This window comes from Bradyrhizobium barranii subsp. barranii, assembly GCF_017565645.3.
Taxonomy (GTDB): domain Bacteria; phylum Pseudomonadota; class Alphaproteobacteria; order Rhizobiales; family Xanthobacteraceae; genus Bradyrhizobium; species Bradyrhizobium barranii.
In genome coordinates this window covers 4112229-4132610 of record NZ_CP086136.1, presented here as the reverse complement: position 1 = coordinate 4132610, position 20382 = coordinate 4112229, and the positions used below count along the sequence as shown (strand labels likewise).

General features: G+C 62.3%; 15 protein-coding genes. 11 read left to right on the top strand and 4 right to left on the bottom strand.

Annotation, left to right across the window (positions count from 1 at the left end):
- Positions 1–292: 292 nt before the first annotated feature.
- Positions 293–2116 carry a glutamine--fructose-6-phosphate transaminase (isomerizing) gene (gene glmS, locus J4G43_RS19440; protein WP_208085980.1) on the bottom strand — a complete coding sequence of 608 codons (1824 nt, stop codon included), beginning with the start codon at positions 2114–2116 and terminating at the stop codon, positions 293–295.
- Between the two features lie 288 nt (positions 2117–2404).
- Positions 2405–3391, bottom strand: coding sequence for an aldo/keto reductase (locus J4G43_RS19435; RefSeq protein WP_210387338.1), 987 nt, complete (start codon positions 3389–3391; stop codon positions 2405–2407).
- A 374-nt stretch (positions 3392–3765) separates the two neighbouring features.
- Between J4G43_RS19435 and J4G43_RS19430 the strand changes: the two genes are divergently transcribed.
- Entirely contained in the window at positions 3766–4773 is a 1008-nt protein-coding gene (locus tag J4G43_RS19430) for an SDR family NAD(P)-dependent oxidoreductase (protein WP_208085978.1), read from the top strand.
- A 392-nt stretch (positions 4774–5165) separates the two neighbouring features.
- Positions 5166–5402: a DUF6894 family protein gene (locus J4G43_RS19425; protein WP_028147263.1), complete on the top strand. Its 237-nt coding sequence runs from the start codon at positions 5166–5168 to the stop codon at positions 5400–5402.
- A 115-nt stretch (positions 5403–5517) separates the two neighbouring features.
- Here the strand turns inward: J4G43_RS19425 and J4G43_RS19420 are convergent, their stop codons facing one another.
- Entirely contained in the window at positions 5518–6186 is a 669-nt protein-coding gene (locus J4G43_RS19420) for a LuxR C-terminal-related transcriptional regulator (protein ID WP_249814794.1), read from the bottom strand.
- A 621-nt stretch (positions 6187–6807) separates the two neighbouring features.
- Here J4G43_RS19420 and J4G43_RS19415 point away from each other — a divergent pair.
- Positions 6808–7701 (top strand): LuxR C-terminal-related transcriptional regulator, encoded by an 894-nt coding sequence (locus tag J4G43_RS19415; RefSeq protein ID WP_208085976.1) that lies wholly within the window; start codon positions 6808–6810, stop codon positions 7699–7701.
- A gap of 803 nt (positions 7702–8504) precedes the next feature.
- A complete protein-coding gene (locus J4G43_RS19410) occupies positions 8505–9056 on the top strand; it encodes a hypothetical protein (RefSeq protein WP_208085975.1) in 552 nt (183 codons plus the stop codon).
- Positions 9057–9261: 205 nt separating this feature from the next.
- On the opposite strand, the gene J4G43_RS19405 is transcribed toward J4G43_RS19410, so the two are convergent.
- Complete coding sequence (locus J4G43_RS19405) at positions 9262–11532, bottom strand: MHYT domain-containing protein (protein ID WP_208085974.1); 2271 nt, start codon at positions 11530–11532, stop codon at positions 9262–9264.
- A 448-nt stretch (positions 11533–11980) separates the two neighbouring features.
- Here J4G43_RS19405 and J4G43_RS19400 point away from each other — a divergent pair, with 448 nt between their 5' ends.
- The 7 genes from J4G43_RS19400 to J4G43_RS19370 all read left to right on the top strand — a co-directional run bounded on the left by J4G43_RS19400 (position 11981) and on the right by J4G43_RS19370 (position 20374).
- Positions 11981–13231, top strand: a complete 1251-nt coding sequence (locus J4G43_RS19400) for an ABC transporter substrate-binding protein (protein ID WP_014496418.1) — start codon at positions 11981–11983, stop codon at positions 13229–13231.
- 136 nt (positions 13232–13367) lie between these two features.
- A complete protein-coding gene (locus J4G43_RS19395) occupies positions 13368–14195 on the top strand; it encodes a helix-turn-helix domain-containing protein (protein ID WP_071915370.1) in 828 nt (275 codons plus the stop codon).
- A gap of 239 nt (positions 14196–14434) precedes the next feature.
- The gene (locus J4G43_RS19390; RefSeq protein WP_135215375.1) at positions 14435–15445 is read left to right on the top strand and encodes a branched-chain amino acid ABC transporter permease; all 1011 of its coding nucleotides are present in this window, start codon (positions 14435–14437) and stop codon (positions 15443–15445) included.
- 1 nt (position 15446) lies between these two features.
- Complete coding sequence (locus J4G43_RS19385) at positions 15447–16556, top strand: branched-chain amino acid ABC transporter permease (protein ID WP_208085973.1); 1110 nt, start codon at positions 15447–15449, stop codon at positions 16554–16556.
- A complete protein-coding gene (locus tag J4G43_RS19380) occupies positions 16549–17331 on the top strand; it encodes an ABC transporter ATP-binding protein (protein ID WP_208085972.1) in 783 nt (260 codons plus the stop codon). The genes J4G43_RS19385 and J4G43_RS19380 overlap by 8 nt, the downstream gene beginning before the upstream one ends.
- Positions 17324–19537 (top strand): ABC transporter permease, encoded by a 2214-nt coding sequence (locus tag J4G43_RS19375; protein WP_208085971.1) that lies wholly within the window; start codon positions 17324–17326, stop codon positions 19535–19537. Before J4G43_RS19380 ends, J4G43_RS19375 begins: the two co-directional genes overlap by 8 nt.
- 3 nt (positions 19538–19540) lie before the next feature.
- Positions 19541–20374 (top strand): phosphoenolpyruvate hydrolase family protein, encoded by an 834-nt coding sequence (locus J4G43_RS19370; RefSeq protein WP_063984343.1) that lies wholly within the window; start codon positions 19541–19543, stop codon positions 20372–20374.
- The last annotated feature ends 8 nt before the right edge of the window (positions 20375–20382 follow it).

The following is a 20382-nucleotide window of genomic DNA, read 5'->3' as shown; positions in this document are numbered from 1 at the left end:
CACCGCCCCGGGAAACCCCACTCGCTTCGACGGATGGAAGCAGCCCCCCAGGTGCTAGCTCGCTTCTTGGCAGCAGCGGCCCCGCCAACGCGGTTACAATATAGCGGGGCCGCCTGCCCTACGGACGTCGGTGCTTAACCTAGGCCCGAAGGCCACCAGATTTTACCCCGAGCCGCCGAGAACGCGGATTGGTCGAAAGAGGCACCCATTTCGGAGCCTCCCAGTCTGTCAGACCGGCATCCTGCTTTCGACAGCACCTCTTTCTGAAGCGGAAGTGGCGCGACCGGACCGACTATTCGACGGTCACGGACTTCGCGAGATTCCGCGGCTGGTCCACGTCGGTCCCCATAATCGCGGCACTGTGATAGGCAAGGAGCTGTAGCGGCACCGCGAGAGCCAGCGGCGCCACGATCGGGGGCATATCCGGTAAGGCCAGGACCGAGCAACCACTGGACGCGGCGAGTGAAGCACCTCTCTCGTCGGTCAAGAGGATGATGCGGCCCCCACGGGCGATCACCTCCTGCATGTTCGACATGGTCTTTTCGAACGTCGCGTCGTACGGCGCAATGACGATGACCGGCAGGCCCTTGTCGATCAGCGCGATCGGTCCATGTTTGAGCTCACCGGCCGCATAGCCCTCTGCGTGAATGTAAGTGACCTCCTTGAGCTTGAGGGCTCCCTCCAATGCCAGCGGATAATTGGTGCCCCGGCCTATGAACAGAGCGTCTCTGGCCCTGGCGATCTCACGCGCGAGCTCATGGACTTTCGGCTCCAGTTCGAGCGCGCGGGCCATATAGTCTGGAATCTCGGCAAGGGTCCGGACGAGTGAGCGCTCGTCTTCGGCCGAGAGCACACCGCGACTGCGACCGGCAGCGATTGCAATGCAGAGCAAGATTGCCAGCTGACAGGTGAATGCCTTTGTCGATGCGACCCCTATTTCCGGACCGGCCAATGTGGGCATTACCATGTGGCTCGAACGAGCCATTGTCGAGGTTTGCACGTTGACGACAGAGAGAATACGCTGGCCGTGGGTCTTGGCGAACTCCAACGAGGCGAGCGTATCGGCCGTTTCGCCGGATTGCGACACGAAAATCGCCAAATTGCCCGCGCCGAACGGAACGTCGCGATAGCGGAACTCCGATGCAATATCGATTTCAACCGGGAGCTTGGCGTAGCGCTCGAACCAGTACTTCGCAATTAGACCGGCGTAGAAGGAGGTCCCGCAAGCGACAATCGACACGCGATCGACTGTCCCGAAGTTCACATCCACGCCCGCCGGCAACCTGATTGTCCCGTCGCCCGCGATATACTGCGCAAGCGTCTGCCCAACCACCTTCGGCTGTTCGTGAATCTCCTTCGCCATGAAGTGGCGATGCTCGCCCTTGTGAACAATCACGGCGGCACCGGCGATTTTGGCCGACGTACGGCGCAGGCGCGCGCCGTTCACGTCCATAAACTCGATCTGCTCCCGGGTCACGACGGCGAGATCGCCGTCCTCAAGGTAGGCGACAATGTCCGTCAGAGGCGCGAGCGCCATCGCATCCGAACCCAGGAACATTTCGCCGCAACCGTAGCCGACAGCAAGCGGCGAGCCCTTTCGGGCACCGATCAGGAGATTGTCGTGCCCTTCGAACAGGAAGGCGAGCGCGAACGTTCCGTTCAAGCGCGGGAGCACCTTACGCACCGCTGCGACCGGCTCGTATCCGTTCTTCCGCTCGCGGCTAACGAGATGCGCAACCACTTCGGAGTCGGTTTCGGTCGCAAAATGTGCACCGGCCGCTTTGAGATCATTGCGCAACTCTCGATGGTTTTCGATGATCCCATTGTGCACGATCGCCACACCATCAACCATGTGAGGATGCGCATTCGTCTCATCGGGACGGCCGTGCGTTGCCCAGCGGGTGTGACCAATTCCGATCCGCCCGGCAAGCGGCTCCGAGTCGAGCCGACTCTTGAGGTTCACGAGCTTTCCGACCGCACGACGTCGCGTCAGCGAACCGTCCTCGAGAGTGGCAATACCGGCTGAGTCATATCCGCGATATTCAAGCCGCTTCAGCGCATCCAAAAGAAGAGCAGAGGCTGGGCCCCGCCCGACGACACCAACAATTCCGCACATGGCCTCTCTCCGAGCAACTACCAACGGGCCCACCAAGCGCAACCACGATTGCGGGCAATCTCCTAACGCGACGGCATCGGCCTGGCCCCCTCACCTTTGGCCTGCCCTGCTGCGCATGCTTCGGCGAGACGCTCAAGCTAGCCGCCTCCCGGCCGCCCGCGCGCCTGTCGAATATCGTCGACAACATTGGCGAGTAGTATCGTGGGACGCGAATTCTAGCACGCGCAGCCGCCGATTGTATGATGATGACGGAGTAGACCTCATGCCCATAAGCTCCGCACTAGATCGCTACACCGACGCACGCATGACCAATCGTTCGGTTTGCCGCGGCCCGTTCGAGAGCTCGGCGACGATGCGATTGAGCTGATGAAGCGCCGGGATTTGCGCTGACCGGCGCAGATTGAACGCGAGATGCTCTTTCCGAAACATCGAAAACAGTGAGACTCCTGTAGAGTTCGTTGCCAGCGCGTAATCCACGACGAAGGCAGCAGCGATCTCGGTGAGGTCGCCCCGGTATCCCATCTCGTAAAGGCCGTTCAGTATTTCCTTCTCCGATCCCAGCCTCGCGACAAGCGGATCGACGCTCGAGAATGATCCATACGTGACAAACGTCCTGCGCCGCGCAATCTCCGTCGATCTCTGAAGATTCGGCTCGAGTGGATTATTCGCGATCTGTATCAGCCGGTATGGTAGCGATTCATGGAGGTCGTCAATTCCGCCCTCGTTATTGCCCGCAATCGAAATGGCGCGGGCCTTCCCGTCCTGGACGATGCGCTCGACCGCTCGAATGATGTCTTCGCGAACGACCTCTTCGCGGGTGGGACGGTGGAGAGCAAGCACATCTACATAATACGTGCGAAGTCGCCTCAAGCTGGCCTCGATGCTCGTCCTGATCAGCTCGGCCGATAGCGGCACTTTGAAGGGCTTCGACTTCATTGCGGAGAGGCGCGGTTGGATCCCGGGAAACACCGCAAGAGCGGCGCGCGCCATCGGCTTCAGGATCCGCATGACGGCGGAGGTATCACGCGGGCGCATCCCGACCTTTGTGCAGATATGGACGCTGCCGCGCTTGCTGGATACGAACTGGCCCAAAATAGACTCGGCCATCCCATCGCCATACGAAGGCGCCACGTCGTACCAGGTTATTCCGGCGTCGTACGCGCGCTCGAGCCCCTCGATCCCCCTGCGAGCCCCAACGCGCCCCCCGAGCGACGCGCAGCCGAAACCGATGCTCGATACATTCGCGCCGAGAGCATCAACACGGACCATCTTCATCGCAAACACCCCTGACCACGCCGTTTGTGCTCAAGTCACCGACGTCGATCGTTCGACAGCGCGTACTCCAAGCCGACGGCCACGTCGGGCAAGCCCGCCGCCGAAACATCTCTGCAGGTTTGCCTGGCTTCATCTTCATGCAAATGGATGATGACGGGGTTCGCTCGGACATTACATACGCTACGCCCCTGGAATTTGAGACAGTGGCGGGGATGCACGGAGTAGTCCGTTCGAGCGCCGCTGGCAGCTCGGCTCCGCCGCCATCGTCAGGTGTGCTCATTTGCGCAATCGAGATGCAGCGCGATTGGGAGTTAACTTTCTGCGATCGATGGCGCCTTCTTCGCCGTTCGAACTCCATCTAACTTGGACAGCGAATGTCATCTCGCTCAGAGCAAGTTGCCGACGACGTCCTGGTGACCGGAGCTGCTGGCTTCATCGGTTTTCATGTTGCCCGTCGACTGCTCGATGAAGGGCGTCGTGTCGTCGGATTGGACAACATCAACAGCTACTACGATCCCGCCTTGAAGCGCGCGCGTCTCGACATTCTGCGCCGCGATCCGCGTTTTTCCTTCGTGCAGATCGATCTTGGACATCGGTCGACGATGGCCGAGTTGTTCGCAAAACATCGTTTTGCGAGAGTGGTCCATTTGGCCGCTCAGGCCGGCGTCCGGCATTCGATCGATCAGCCGCACGCTTATGTCGACGCCAATCTTGAGGGGTTCCTCAACGTCCTCGAAGGCTGCAGGCATAACGCCTGTGGTCATTTGATCTACGCATCATCATCGTCCGTGTACGGCGCCAATGCCGAGTTGCCATTTTCGACCCGGCATAAAACCGACCACCCCGTCAGCTTCTATGCCGCGACGAAGAAAGCCAACGAGCTGATGGCCCATTCTTACAGCCACCTGTACCGGCTCCCGGTCACCGGCTTGCGGTTCTTTACGATCTACGGCCCGTGGGGCCGGCCCGACATGGCGATATTCCTGTTCGCCGACGCGATCGTCAAAGGCAAGCCGATCAAGCTCTTCAACCATGGCCGGATGCGGCGCGACTTCACCTATGTCGACGACGTCACGCGCGTCATCTCGCGGCTGATCGAGCGCGCTCCGGAGGACAACGCCGATGCGGCGCGCGCACCGGCCAAGCTCTACAATGTAGGCAATAACCGCCCGGAAGCGCTGATGCACGTCCTCGAATTGATCGAGAAAGAGCTCGGACGAACCACGGCGAAGGAAATGCTGCCAATGCAGCCTGGGGAAGTTCCGGAAACGTTTGCCGACGTTGGCGATCTCATGCGCGATACCGGGTTTTCGCGCTCCACCCCTATCGAAACCGGCATATCCAATTTCGTCCGCTGGTATCGCGACTACTACCGGATATGATTTTTCGAGATCATCTCCCCAAGGGTCAAACCGTCCGCTCCCGATCGACCGGAGTATCGGTTGCAACTTCTGCGCGGCGGTGATGGACGACCAAGCGGGACTTGCGAAGAAAAGAGCGCGGCCCCGGCGGGGGCATTGGGGATTCGCAGGGCCGGGGCCGCAACGCTGCGCCGAAGTGGGCTCCGTCGACGCAACATCATAGTAGTCCTCGAGAAGCAATTGTTCATTCTGAATTCGTGATCATAGAGATCAACGTCGGGGTACCCATCAATGATGATTGAGCCCTCCTAGAATAGCCGCTTGCTATGCGCGCCCCTGCGATGCGAAATCTTGACCGTGATGCGGGGGGCTCGCTGCAGTCATCGGAATGTTCGCGTTGTCCGGAGACATCCATGCCGCGGTATTTCTTTCATATCCACGACGGTCATTCAGTGCTCGACGATGTCGGACTTGATCTCCCCGACATTTCCGCGGCGCGGACCACTGCGATCGAACTGAGCGGCGAGATCCTCAAGCACGACGTGATGGACCCACTCCTGCATTACATTTCCTGGCAGGTGGAAGTCAGCGACAGCCCCGAGCTTGGCGGCCGGTCGCTGTTCGTTCTTCAGTTCTCCATCGAGGGATAAGAGACCGAAAACGCAGCTTTGCCGGCGCTTGCACAATCTGAAGGTGCAACAGTCGCTCGGCTGGGTTTCGGCGAAATGCCCGCATATCGCACTGCAAACAGTGCGATATGATGTCTTAGCGCTCCCCGGGCACCGGATCCGATCCAGCATGCGCCGGTTTGTCCTGCGCCGGTTTGTCCTGCGCCGAATTGGCGCGGTCATCCTGCGAGATGGCGAGGGCAGCCAGCGCAGTGCGATTGCCGATTTCAAGCTTCTGGAAAATGTTGTGGAGGTGAACCTTGATGGTGCCGTCTGCAATGTTGAGCCGGCGGCCAATTTCCTTGTTGGACAGACCACGAGAGACCAGGCGCATGATCTGCCGCTCGCGCTCGGTAAGCACCGCGAGCGCACTTTCCGGATTCGGACTGTGCTCGCGAGGCGCGGCCTGATCGGTGGGCGACAACGGAACAACGGTCTGGCCGTTGGCAATGTCTCGCAAGCCTTGCACCACGGCTTGGCCTGTCATCTCCTTGAGAAGGACACTGTACCCGGCGGGGGCGCCCGCCAACACAAGATCATAGTCCTCGCTGGGCGCGAAGAACACAAACCGCGTTGGTCGGCTGTCCGAATGGCTGAGCGAATTGTTCATCAGCGCGGTCAGCTCCGGCATTGCCGCATCCATGATCGCTATATCGGGCGCAAGCGTCAAAATTGCCTGGATGCAACTCGCAGCATCGCCGCAGGATGCAACGACCTCAAAATCGGATTCTGAACCGAGAACACTTGCGAGACCCTGCAAAACCATTGGGTGTCGGTCTGCAATCACTACAGTCGCACGACGCATCGGGCGCTCCCTAACCTGCCGCCCCCAAAATTCCCGCGATTGAAGCTACAGGCCCCCGCCCTTGCCGCTCCAACATCAATTGATCACCAACAAATAAACTTCGAGCAATTCCCTAAAGTATCATTTGGCGTAGCGGACCTATGAGGCAAATAACCGCACGAGTCTGTGATCGCAATATACATCAAGTTCGCCGGATCAAAGGGCCGTATGAACCCGGTGGTCACGGCTCACAACCGCTGGAGAGCGGTCTTGCCACTTGGCAAGTTCGAAAGCATCGCGATGGAGCAAGGCTTTCGCGAACGGATTCACCCGCTCAGGGCGAACATTCAAAGGTTGAATCAGTATTCTCTTTCGCCCCCAAGTCAATCTCTGACGGCCGTTCACCAACAGCTTGGGGACCCATCGGCCTATAACCAAAGGTATATAGGCAAAATCGAAAGATCGAATCTAACCTTCAGTAATTATTAACTAAACGGCGCCCGGCTTCTGTAAATCAGAAAAACCGGGCCATGAGACGCTTTGTTCCTTTTCCTGCGTGTTTTTCATTCAAGTTGTGTCATTGCGTTGGTTGCGGAGGGTAAGATGAGGAGGCGGCAATCCTGCAAAGTTGTTTTGATCGGACGAAATATTTTGCTGCGAGAGGGAATTTCTCAAATACTGCATGCGGCAGATTTTCAAATTGCGGTCTCGGCCTCGAGCACCGATGAAGTTACAAGCACACTCCAGGCACATCAGCAGCTCCTGTTTGTGATTATCCACAGCACCGGCGAATTCGATGCAGCCATGAAGCACATCGGATTTGTAAGAGAGCACTATCCGGACGCGCGCGTCGCGATCGTTTCGGACCACTACCGGCCGGATGAGTTGATCGCGGCCTACAAGGCCGGCGCCAGCGGCTACTTCGTCGACGTCAATTCATGCGACGCTTTCATCAAGTCCATCGAACTCGTGACGATGGGCGAGACGGTGTTTCCACCGGCTTTCCTGTCATTCGTGCTCGATAGCGGTTTCGATCGCGAGCCTCAGCTTCAGCCAGCGATCGAAGAGCGATCAAATCTCCTCGTTGCGGCCGAAGAACGGATAGCACCTCATCTGTCACCGCGAGAGCGGGCGATTCTCTCCTATCTGATCGAGGGCAATTCCAACAAGTGCATTGCGCGAAAGATCGATATTGCCGAGGCGACCGTGAAGGTTCACGTCAAGGCGATCCTGCGCAAGATACGGGTCCAGAACAGGACGCAGGCCGCAATTTGGGGAATGAACAACGGATCACTGGTGCGGGTCTCGAATGGTCACGCGCTGCCGTTGTCAATCGATCGGGAACCTACGCTCAGCATGTGTCAAGCGACCGCGGACGTCACGAAATCGACGCCTCAGAGCCGGACTAGCCTGGCCGATCGGCCTGACGCCCATCACGCCCTCAACAAATCCCGGGCGGCCCCTGTACGCGCCGCCCAGCTAGCCGCGCCGGACTGATCTATCGATCGAGAGGATCAGAGCCTGCCCGTGCATCCGCAACATTTCGAGACGTCTCCTGCATTCAAATGATGCGCGTTGCGACTCAGCTAGAAAGCATCGGCGACCAATATTCCTGGTCGCCGCAGGAGCCTGGCCATCCGGGACGAGCCGTTTGCCGATACATCGCAGATCCCGACGCTGCTTCTATCTGGACGCGCAAATACAAGCACGGCCCGCACCAGCTCAACCAGCAGCCGCAGTTCCTGGCGACGAAAATTGCGGAAGCATTAGGTGCCGGCATGCCTTGCCTCTAGCGCCGTGGCTGGAGAGCTCTTTTTGATAGCGCGCGCGAATCGAATTTGTCCCACCCGTTCGCTGTGCCGCGCGCTGGCGATTTTTCGAGTAGAATCAGCTCATTTGCTGCCGAGGACGTCATCTCAGGGTCGGCCCAAACGAACCTCAAGTTTCCGCCGGGTTCACGAATTCAGGTAAAGCCGGCAGCCGGTCCTCGCTTATCTGGAAAGACCGGGACCGTGGTTGGGGCCGGATACTATCCGAAGAGCCTCCGCGTCATTCTGGACGGATCGAAGGGACCAATTACTCTTCACGTGGACTACGTGGCCATGATCGACACGTGAAGCGGGCGCAGCGTTCACGGCCCCACTCGCGGCAGAAGGCGCTCTTCAACGACGCGTTTTGAGTTACTCCAGAAGTATAGCCGGCCCCTGATCCAGCATTGGGCCGCTCTTTTGACCCATTTCAGCCAATCTTTGTTAGTTGCTCGTTGCTCGGGGCAGGATCCATCAATCCCGGAGCCTGCGATGTTCAAGCAAGTTATTTCTGCGTGCTGCCTCGTTGTGATCACCTCGCTCAATTCCGATGCACGACCCTATCGCATGCAGCACGCCTCTGAATGCAACGTCACCATGCCATGCGACTTCTCGAACTACGCGCAAATCCCGAACCAGCGAAGAGAGGCGCGAGACTCATTGCGGATACACCGAACCAAACAACTCTCCGTCGTCGCCAATACAAATATTGCGGCGTCTGATAGTCCCGTCAGCACTCGGATCGTTGGCGGCCGCCCCACGGGCTGCCCCTCCTCATTCTGCGGTTGTGCCGCAGCCCTGCGCCTGTTTGGTCGCATCGTTCCGGAATTGAATCTCGCGGCAAACTGGCTGAGATTTCCGCGTACGTCGCCGGCACCAGGAATGGTCGCGGCAAGACGCGGGCACGTTTTCGTCCTCGAGCAGCACATCGGGGGCGACGTCTGGATGGCGTACGACGGCAACTCAGGTGGACGCGCAACAAGAATACACGCGCGTTCTTTGAGGGGGTACACGGTTGTGAATCCGCGCGCGACGCCGACTTGAATTTAGCCCTTTATCGAATCGGCAACACAGTTGCCAAGCACCGGCATGCTTTCACCGGGACAGCGGCAATCTCTCGTCGCTGAAGCGCCGTTATTCTCTCCGGTCGAAGCACGATCTAATGGCTCAACGCAATCATATTGGTTGGTCGCGGAGCTGGAGGCAAATGTGCTGGCGGCACCGATCGGCGGCCGTCAGCCCGACACCGTCAGGCGACGACAGATCTCGCGCTCCCCCGCTCTCGCATCGCTCCCTCGATAGCCTTCTCAAGGGCAGCCTGATCGAACGGCTTCGACAGGCGGCGCAGATTGGAACGCGCGTCGATGGGAAGCTCCGCATACCCGGTGCTCAGGAGGATGACCGTACCGGGACGCTCCACGACCACGGCTTCAGCAAGCTGCAGGCCGGTCATGACCGGCATCGCAAAGTCGGTGACGACGAGTTCGATGGTCTGCGTGCGGCGGAGGAGATCCAATGCCTCTTCGCCCGAGCGTGCCTCGACCACCGCATGCCCGAGATCCTCCAGCATTGCCGCCGTATTCTCGAGCACGAGAGGATCGTCGTCGACCAGAAGCACAGAAAGCCGGCGGTCGGCCCGAAGCATGGGTGCCGGGGACTCCGCGCGCGGTGCTGGCAGCGCGGCCTCCTCCTCGGCCACCGGCAGCCAGATCTCGGCCGTCGTGCCCACCCCAAGGCGGCTCTTCAAGACGAGCCTGCCGCCGGACTGCTCGGCGAGGCCGTGAACCATCGATAGTCCGAGCCCGGTGCCTTTGCCGATACCCTTCGTCGTGAAGAACGGCTCCTGAGCGTGCTTCAGCGTTTCCTCGTCCATGCCGCAGCCGGTGTCGCTCACCGAGAGCGCGACGTAGCGGGGAGCGCCAGCTTCGTGCTGCTCGTCTCGGGCGGAGATGGTTATCAGGCCGCCGGCCGGCATCGCATCACGCGCGTTTACGGCGAGATTGAGGATGGCCAGTTCGAGTTGGTTGGCGTCAATCTTTACGTTTGGCAGGTCCAGCGGAAAGAGTGTGTCGATACGGACGCCTGCCTCGAATTTCAGCAGTGACGCCATGCCCCGCACCAGTGCGGCGATATCGACGACAGCCGGCTTGAGATCCTGTTTGCGAGCGAAGGCAAGCAAGCGCTGGGTTAGCAGAGCGCCCCGCTGCGCGCCTTGCATCGCGTTGTCCACGAGACGCTGTATCTTCGGATCGTCTGTTTGCAGGCGTTTTTTCAGAAGCTCAAGGCTGCCCAGAACGGCGGCGAGCAGGTTGTTAAAATCGTGGGCCACGCCGCCGGTAAGCTGACCGATGGTCTCCATTTTCTGCGACAGCGTCAGCGCTTCGCGTGCCCGATCCAGCGCGTCCTGTGCCCGCCTCCTCTCGCTGATGTCGCGCACGATCTTGGCAAACCCAGTGATCAAGCCGCTTTCATTCCGTACCGCGACCAGGGTTGCCTCTGCCCAGAAACGGCTGCCATCCCGGCGCACGCGCCAGGCTTCCACTGCTGACTTGCCGCACCGCTCCGCCTCAAGGAGAGCACGTGCTGGCGCCCCGGACGCGCGGTCTTCGTCGGTATGAAGGATCGCGTAGCTGGTCCCGACGATGTCGTCGCCATAATCCATCAGCCGGCGCGCGCCGAGATTCCAGTTTCCCACGGACCCATTCGGCTCGATCATGAACATGGCGTGATCGGCGATGCCCTCCACCAGGAGCCGAAAGCGTTCTTCACTTCGCCTCAGCGCGCTGGCCTCGCGTTGGGCGCGCTCCGCCGAGGCCCGATCGTAGACGGCAGCGGCAATCCCGAAGCTCAGGATCAGGATGGTGGCGCCGGCGAGCAGAAATGCCAGCGGCGCCCGACCCACGAAATGTCCAGCGTGTCCCGCCATGGTGTTCGCAGGCTCGAACGAGGCACCTTCCATAGCTGCGTAATGCATGCCGGAGATCGCGAGACCCATGACAAGTCCTGCAAACAGCCGCTGCGTCGCACTTGTCTTGCGAAAGGCGAGCGAGAGCGCCACGACCGAAGCGCACATCGCGATCACGACCGAGAGCACGACCCACCGAGGATCGTACGCGACGGATGCCGCCATTCTCATCGCGCCCATGCCCGTATAGTGCATGCCGGATATGGCGAGCCCCATCGCAAGGCCGGACACCAGGAGCGCCTGCGGGCGTCTTCCGACCGCGGCAAAGGCCGCGGCCGCGACAACGATGGGGACGACAAGCGATAGAAAGGTGAGGATTGGATCGTAGGAGATATCGACCCCAGGCAGCCTGAAGGCCAGCATGCCGACGAAATGCATGGACCAAATGCCGCCGCCCATGGCCGTCGCCGCGGCTGCAAGCCAAGCCGGACGAGCCCGCCCGGACGCGGCACGCATCCGGGTCGCGAGGTCGAGCGCTGTGTAGGAGGCGAGCGCGGCGATCAGGATCGACAGCGCCACAAGAACGGGATCGTGAGAGGCCGTATGGTGATTCATTTCCACCAGATGGTAATGGAAATCTGGGGCAAATTCACCCTAGGTTGAATAGCGGCGGCGGGATCAGGGCCGGCCGGCCGCGATCCGTGGCACCCTGTCGGCAAATTTAAGCTGGATCCAGCCGTCGGGGGGCTGTTTCCGCCCCACCCTCCCTTGGGGATTTGAACCGGACCAGGCCTGTGCTGGGTCAGGCTCCATGCACGGACCAAGCGGAGGATCGTGCCCCTCGCGCACCGCCCTTCAAATTGGGCAAGCCGGCCGCCTATTGCACCGCGAAGCCAATTGCGCCGCAACATTCAAAATGAGACTGCCCGTCAAGCCGCACGATGCGCCCATGCGTGCACTGCATCCGACTTCGGTTAGCCTTCGTTCAACAGCCGGGCGCCTTTCGGGAGCCACGGCGCCGCGCCAATTCAGCGAAAAATTTGGCCATAGAGGGAGGAATGAAATGTTGAAATGCAGTGTGGGACTGATCGCGCTAAGCAGCCTTTTCCTTTCAGGCGCGGCAATCGCCCAGGAAAAGATCAAGGTCGGCGTCACCGCAACGCTGGAAGGCACCTACACGGTGCTCGGCGAGGACGGCATGCGCGGCCACCAGACGGCGCTCAATGTGCTTGGCAAGAAGGTCGGCGACAAAGAGCTTGAATTCATCGTTGCCTCGACCGACGCGACACCGGATTCCGCGGTGCGCGCCGTGCGCAAGCTGATCGAGCAGGACAAGGTGCAGATCCTGTTGTCGCCTCTCTCCGGCGACGAGGGCATTGCGGTCAAGAACTTCGCTAAGACCCATCCCGAGTTGACCTTCATCAATGCGGCATCCGGCGCGCAGGAGACGACCTATGTCGATCCCGCTCCGAACTTCTTCCGCTACAACATGGACGGCGCGCAGTGGCAGGTGGGCCTCGGCAAATACGCCTATGAAACCAAGAAATATCGCAAGATCGCGACCGTCGGCGAGGACTATTCCTTCATCTACACCCAGGTGTTCGGCCTCGTGCTCGAATTCTGCGGCGCCGGCGGCCAGGTCACCAACCGGCAATGGGTGCCGCTCGGCACCAAGGATTTTGCCTCCGTCATCGCGGCGCTGCCCGACGATGTCGATGCGATCTATCTCGGCCTCGGCGGTGCGGATGCCGTCAACTTCCTGAACCAATACCAGCAGGCCGGCGGCAAGGCGCATCTGATGGGCGGCTCCATCATGATCGACCAGACCATCCTGTCCTCGAAGGGCAACGCCAAGAATGCGCTGGTCGGCACCATCGCGGCGAGCGGCCAAGCCGACACCTGGGAGGATCCGGGCTGGCAGAAGTTCGTGAAGGCGTATCAGGACGCGTTTCCGCCCAACAAGCGCTTCCCGAGCCCATCGCTTCTTGCGACCAACTACTACGGCTCGACCATGGCGCTGATCCTCGCGCTCCGTGAGGTCAATGGCGATCTTTCCAACAACCAGGCCAAGTACAAGGAGGCGCTGGCCAAGATCGAGATCGACGCACCGAACGGCAAGATCAAGCTTGACGCCAACCGCCAGGCGATCGGCACCAACTTCGTCACCGAGGTCGTCGATGACGGCAAGGGCGCGCTGTTCAGCAAGGTCGTGAAGGTGATCCCGAACGTGAACCAGACGCTCGGTTACGATCCGGCGGTGTTCGCCAAGATCGGACTGCCGAGCCGCACGGTCCCGGAATGTAAGAAGTACTGACGCATTCACCGTCGCTCGTTTCGCATGCTCTCCGGCAACCGGGAGCGATTTGCAGGCGCGATATCTTGCGCTCTTGCAATCTCGCCCCGGTTGTTGAACGCTGACTGAAAAGACAAGAACATTCAGGAGGGAAGGCATGAGCCGGGCGCTTGCCGTCTTTCACGGCCGGTTCGGTCGGGCGACGGTCTATCAGTTGAACCGCCCCTTCAACGTGCACGCACATCGCGAAGGTCATCTGATCTTCCATGTTGGCGGCCAGTCCGCATGCATCGACGTCTGTAACGGGCACTACGACCTTACGGAAAGCTCCATCGTCGCGGTCAATCCTTGGGAGCCTCACAATTTCCTGCCGTCCGATCTCGACGGTGGCGCGATCTTCTTCGTGCTCTACGTCAATCCGGAGTGGTTCGCCCCCGATGCGCCCGGCGCCGACCGCCTGCGTTTCGGCCGCACCCAGTTCAAGCGCACGGTCGCACTCGACAAGCACATCAGACGAACCGCAGCGCTTGTGTGCGGCGCACCGTCGCTCTCCAGCCTCGATGCCGAGCTGCGGCGGCTGATCGACATCTGCTACGACGAAAGCTGGCAGCAGGCCGAGATCGCGCGCGACGCGCGCACGGCCGGCGCCGTCACCGACTTCCGCGTGCGCAAATGCATCAAGCTGATGTCGGAAAGTCCGGGCGCCGAAATGGAGCTCGACACGATCGCGCGCGAATCCGGCCTATCGCGACCGCATTTCTACCGGCTATTCCGCACCCAGACCGGCGTCACGCCGCATCTCTACCTCAACACCCTGATCATGGAACAGGCGCTGGAAGCCCTTGTCGCCGGCGAAGCACCGATCGCCGACATCGGCTTCGACCTCGGCTTCTCCTCGCAAAGCGGCTTCACACGCTTCTTCACCGCCAATGTCGGGATGGCGCCGACCGATTACCGCCGCGCCGCCAAGGTTTTGCGGGCCTGACCGCGCGCGAAAAGATACTGACGATCAAACGCTCCCCTTGTGCCCTCGCTAAGATGGTCGGAACGCGATCCCGAAAAGAGGATCGCAAGTCCGGGAGGACGCACGTCCATGGCGAGGTACGCAGCCTACGCAAGGCTGTTCGACCAGCGTTCAAAACATGAGGCAGGGCGAGGTCGAAGCGGCCTGATCGCGCCCTCTTCCCGTTTGCGGGGGCGCGAGGCGGGGATGAGGCAGTTGACATGACGCGCTTCGTCGAACGTCATCCGGCCTGGGCCCTGATCGTGATCGTCGCGATCGCGCTCGCACTGTGGCTGACCTTGGCGGTGTGGCCGCCCGGACTTGAAGAGGCGATCGGCCGCAAGCGGGTCTTCCTGAACGCCGTGTTCAACGGCATCACGCTCGGCGGCCTCTACTTCCTTGTCGCCAGCGGTTTCACCCTGATCTTCGGCCTGATGCGCAACGTCAACCTCGCGCACGGCTCGCTGTATTTGTTCGGCGGCTATGTCGGCTACGCCATCAGCGCCTCGACCGGCTCCTGGCTCCTCAGCTTCATCGTCGCCTTCATCCTGACGGCGCTGGTCGGCGTCCTGCTTCAGCTCATCGTCTTCCGCCGCATGGAAGGCCAGGACTTGCGGCAGACCATGGTGACGATCGGTCTCTCGATCGTTTTCGCCGATCTCATGCTGTGGGCTTGCGGCGGCGACTTCTATCAGATCCAGACACCGAACTGGCTGATCGGCCCGATCGAGCTGCCGCTGGTCACTGCGGTGAAATCCTCGGGCGAACCGGTCTATCTCCGCTATCCCCTGGTCCGGCTGGTGATCTTCGCCGCGTCCGTCGTGATCGGCCTGGCGATGTGGCTGGCGCTCAACCGCACACGCATCGGCATGATCATCCGCGCCGGTGTCGACGATCGCGACATCCTGGCCGCGACCGGAGTGCGGAACCAGCTCGTCTTCGTGCTGGTCTTTGCGCTCGGTGCCGGGCTTGCCGGCATCGCCGGCGTCGTCGGCGGCACCTTCCAGTCTCTCTCGCCTGGCGAAGACATCCGCTTCCTGCTTGCCTCGCTCGTCGTCGTCATCGTCGGCGGCATGGGCTCGATCCCCGGTGCCGCGCTCGGCGCGCTCATCATCGGCCTCGCCGAACAGCTTGGTTCGGTCTACATCCCGACCTACGCCATCGTCGTGACCTTCCTGATCATGGTGCTGGTACTGGCAGTCCGGCCGCAAGGCCTGTTGGCGAGGCGCTGAGATGTCGCTCGCCCACGACGCCCGCGTCACCGTTCGTCCCGCCGCAGCCGCGCAGCGCCCCACCTTGCGCGGATGGCCGGAGATCAACAATCCCGCAGCCTGGATTGTCGCGGCCATTCTCCTGATCATGCCGCTGATAGCCAACGGCTTCTTCCTGATCGAGATCTTTGCGACCACGCTGATCCTCGGCATCATGGCGCTGAGCCTGATGTTCCTCGCCGGCTACGGCGGCATGGTCAGCCTGATGCAGCTCACCATCGCAGGCTTCTCCGCCTATATGGTCGCGGTGTTCGGCGTCAGCGGCAACGCCAATATCAGCCTAGGTTGGCCGTGGTGGCTCGCGGTCCCGATGGCGCTCGCGCTCGCGACCCTGTTCGGCACGCTTGGCGGCGCGCTGGCCGTGCGCACCGAGGGCATCTACACCATCATGATCACGCTCGCGATCGGCGCGGCTTTCTATTATTTCACCAACCAGAACTGGGCGATCTTCAACGGCCATACCGGCATCAACACCGTCGCCACGCCGCATTTCTGGGGCGTCAACTGGCGCGCCGACATTCCTTTCTATTATATCGTGCTCGCGGTTGCTGCGCTGTGCTACTTCGCCGTTGAATACATCTCCCGCGCACCATTCGGCCTGGCGCTGCAAGGTGTGCGCGACAATCCCCGCCGCATGGCGGCGCTCGGCTTTAACGTCAATGCGCACCGCGTCGCCGCCTACGCCTTCGCGTCCTTTGTCGCGGCGCTGGCCGGCGTTCTCCAGGTCTGGAACTACGGGCAGATCTCGCCGGGATCCGTGAGCGTCGGCGCCTGCATCGATATCCTCATCATCGCCGTCGTCGGCGGCATCACGCGTCCCATCGGCCCCTTCATCGGCGCGCTGATCTTCGTGCTGCTACGCACCTTCGCGCTCGACTTCCTGGTCAAGCTCGGGCTCGACGGCAACCGCTTCCGGCTGCTGATCGGCCTCGGTTTCCTCGTCATCGTCTTCTGGTCCTCGGACGGCGTGATCGGGCTCTGGCAGAGCTGGCGACAGCGCCAGCGATCCGGCGCGGCCCGTTCAAGCGAACGTCACGGCCGAGGATCTGGTCAAGGATCCGGTCATGGATAGCGTCGCGCAACGCCTCTCAGCCGTCGGCGCCGGCGCGGCGCTGGAGCTTCGCGGCGTGACGCGCCTGTTCGGCGCGCTGGCCGCGCTCACCGACGTCACCATTACCGTGCGCCCCGGCGAGCGGCGCGCGGTGCTCGGCTCGAACGGTGCCGGAAAAACCACCCTGTTCAACTGCATCACCGGCGATTTCCCGCCCTCCTCCGGCACCATCCGGTTCTTCGGCGAGGACGTCACCCACTTCCCGCCCTACGAGCGCATCCGCCGCGGCCTGCGCCGGACCTACCAGATCTCAGCGCTCTTTCCCGGTCTCACCGTCCAGGACAACGTCTACCTCGCCTGCCGCGGCGTCTCGCGCGGACCCTTCTCGTTCCTGCGCCCCGGACAGAACGACGCGCTGATGAGCGCGGCCGATAATCTCGTGCAGGCCGTCCATCTCACAGGCGTGAAGGACCAGCGCGTCGCGGAGCTTGCGCATGGCCAGCAGCGTCAGCTCGAGATCGCACTGGCGCTCGCCGGCGCGCCGCGCTTCGTGTTGTTCGACGAGCCGGCCGCGGGCCTGTCTCCGACCGAGCGTGCCGAGCTGGTCGAGATCCTGACCTCGCTGCCGGCGCATATCGGCTACATCATCATCGAGCACGACATGGACGTGGCGCTACGCGTCGTCGAGAGCGTCACGATGATGCACAACGGGCGCATCTTCAAGGAAGGCCTGCCGCAGGAGATCGAGTCCGATCCAGAGGTGCAGGAGCTTTACCTCGGAGGCGGCCATGAATGAGGTCCGCCGCTCCGCCGCCGCCCTCGAAGTCCGCGGCCTCGACGTCTACTACGGGCATTCGCATGCGCTGCAAGGCGTGGACCTGACGCTCGAAGCCGGCGTATTCTCGGTGGTCGGTCGCAACGGCATGGGCAAGACCACGCTGTGCAAGGCGATCATGGGGCTGGTGCCGGTCAGCGGCGGCTCGATCCGCGTCCGCGGCGACGACGTCACCCGGCGGCCGCCCGCCCACATAGCTCGGCTTGGCGTCGGCTACGTGCCGCAGGGCCGGCGGCTGTGGCGCTCGCTCAGCGTCGACGAGCATCTGCAGCTTGCCGCGGGCCTGCGGCGCGGGGCTTGGACGGTCGAGCGCATCTACGAGACCTTTCCGCGATTGGCCGAGCGCAAGGACCATGGCGGCGGCCAGCTCTCCGGCGGCGAGCAGCAGATGCTGGCGATCTCCCGCGCGCTGCTCACCAATCCGCAGCTCCTGATCATGGACGAGCCGACCGAGGGGCTTGCGCCCGTCATCGTCGCCCAGGTCGAGGAGATGCTGGTACGGCTTGGCGAGGACGGCGACATGTCCGTGCTCGTGATCGAGCAGAACATCGGTGTGGCCACGGCCGTCTCGCGCAACGTCGCGATCATGGTCAACGGCCGCATCAACCGCATCATCGATTCCGCGCGCCTTGCCGCGGACCGGGAGTTGCAGCAGCGCCTGCTCGGCGTCGGCCTCCACGCCGAGCTCGAGCCCGCCGTCGACGTGCCGGCTGCAGGCACCGGGGCGAAGGCCGCACCGCAGCCGTCCCGTCCAGGCGGCCCGATCCGCGTCTACATCTCCAACCCGACGCCCCCCACCCGATGGTCGCAGCCGGTCCCGATCGCCCGCATCGAGGCCGCCGCCCGCACGCTCTCGACCCAGGTGGCGCGTCTCGACGAGACCGCCCGGCGCCGGCGCGAGCCGGTCGCGGCGCAAACGCAGGGCCCCCCGGTCGTGCTCGTCGTCGGCACGCTCGACACCAAGGGCACGGAGCTTCGCTTCATCCGCGACATCATCGCCGGGAGCGGCCTGCGCACGCGACTGGTCGATGTCTCCACCAGCGGCCGGCACGCAACCAGCGACGTCTCTGCCCAGGAGATTGCCTTGAACCATGGGCGCGGCGGATCGGCGGTGTTCGGACCCGACCGCGGCGCTGCCGTCACCGCGATGGCCGATGCCTTCGCCAGCTGGCTGCGACGCCAGAGCAATATTGCCGGCGTGATTTCGGCGGGCGGCTCGGGCGCAGCGTCACTGGTCGCGCCGGGGATGCGGACCCTCCCCGTCGGGGTGCCCAAGCTGATCATCTCCTCCGTCGCCTCCGGCGACGTCGGACCCTATGTCGGCCCCGCCGACATCACCATGATGCATTCGGTCACCGACGTGCAGGGCCTCAACTCGATCTCGCGTGCCGTGCTCGCCAATGGCGCCAATGCGCTGGCCGGCATGGTCAGGGCGCGCCTCGATCAGCACGCGCGGAAGGATCTCGGCGATGGCGGATTGCCGTCGGTCGGCATCACCATGTTCGGCGTCACCACGCCGGCGGTCCAGAAGATCGCGGCCGACCTGCGCGAGGATTTTGAGTGCCTCGTGTTCCACGCCACCGGCGTTGGCGGCCGCTCAATGGAGAAGCTCGTCGATTCCGGGCAGATCGCCGGCGTCATCGATCTCACCACCACGGAAATCTGCGATCTCCTGATGGGTGGCGTGTTCCCGGCAACCGACGACCGCTTTGGTGCGATCATCCGCGGCCGCCTGCCTTACGTCGGCTCGGTGGGCGCGCTCGACATGGTGAATTTCGGCGCCCCGGACACCATTCCCGAGCGCTACCGCGGCCGCAAATTCCACGTCCACAACCCCCAGGTCACCCTGATGCGGACCACGGCCGAGGAAAACGAACGCATGGGCCGCTGGATCGCCGATCGGCTCAACCAGATGGACGGCCCGGTGCGCTTCTTCCTGCCCGAGGGCGGCGTCTCCGCGCTCGATACACGAGGACAGCCGTTCTGGGATCCCGATGCCGATGCGGCGCTGTTCCGTGCGCTGGAGCGGAACGTGCGGCAGACCGCCAACCGTCAGCTCATCCGCGTCCCCAAGAACATCAACGATCCCGAGTTCGCCTCCATCATTGTCAGCGCGTTCCGGACCTCGTTCGGCCGCACCGGGGCGCGCCGGAGACTAGCGAGGTGACCGATGGCCCGGTTTGAACGCGCAGAACTGTTGAAACGCTTCCGCGACATGGCAAAGCGCGGCGAGCCCATCATCGGCGGCGGCGCCGGCACCGGCCTGTCGGCCAAGTGCGAGGAAGCCGGTGGCGTCGATCTCATCGTCATCTACAATTCCGGCCGCTATCGCATGGCCGGCCGCGGCTCGCTCGCAGGATTGATGGCTTATGGCGACGCCAACGCCATCGTGCTGGAGATGGCCGGCGAAGTGCTGCCCGTCGTGACCAAAACGCCAGTGCTCGCTGGCGTCAATGGCACGGATCCGTTCCGCGACATGGACGTTTTCCTGGACCAGCTGAAGGCCCTCGGTTTCGCCGGCGTGCAGAACTTTCCGACCGTCGGCCTGATCGACGGCGTGTTCCGCGCCAATCTCGAAGAGACCGGCATGTCCTACGCGCTCGAGATCGACATGATCGCCAAGGCGCGCGAGAAGGACCTGCTGACGACGCCCTACGTCTTTACCGAGAAGGAAGCCGCCGCGATGGCGATCGCGGGCGCGGATATCATCGTCTGTCACCTCGGCCTCACGACCGGGGGCACCATCGGCGCGCAGACCGCGCCCAAGCTCAAGGATTGCCCGGCGCGCATCGATACCTGGGCCTCCGCCGCGCTCAGCGTCAATCCGGACATTCTGGTGCTCGCCCACGGCGGACCGATCGCCGATCCGGACGACGCCGATTTCATCATGAAGAACACCCGCTACTGCCACGGCTTTTACGGCGCCTCCTCGATGGAGCGGCTGCCGGTCGAGCGGGCGCTGACGGATCAGGTACGCAAATTCAAGGCGATCGGCGCGCGATAACGCCGGAA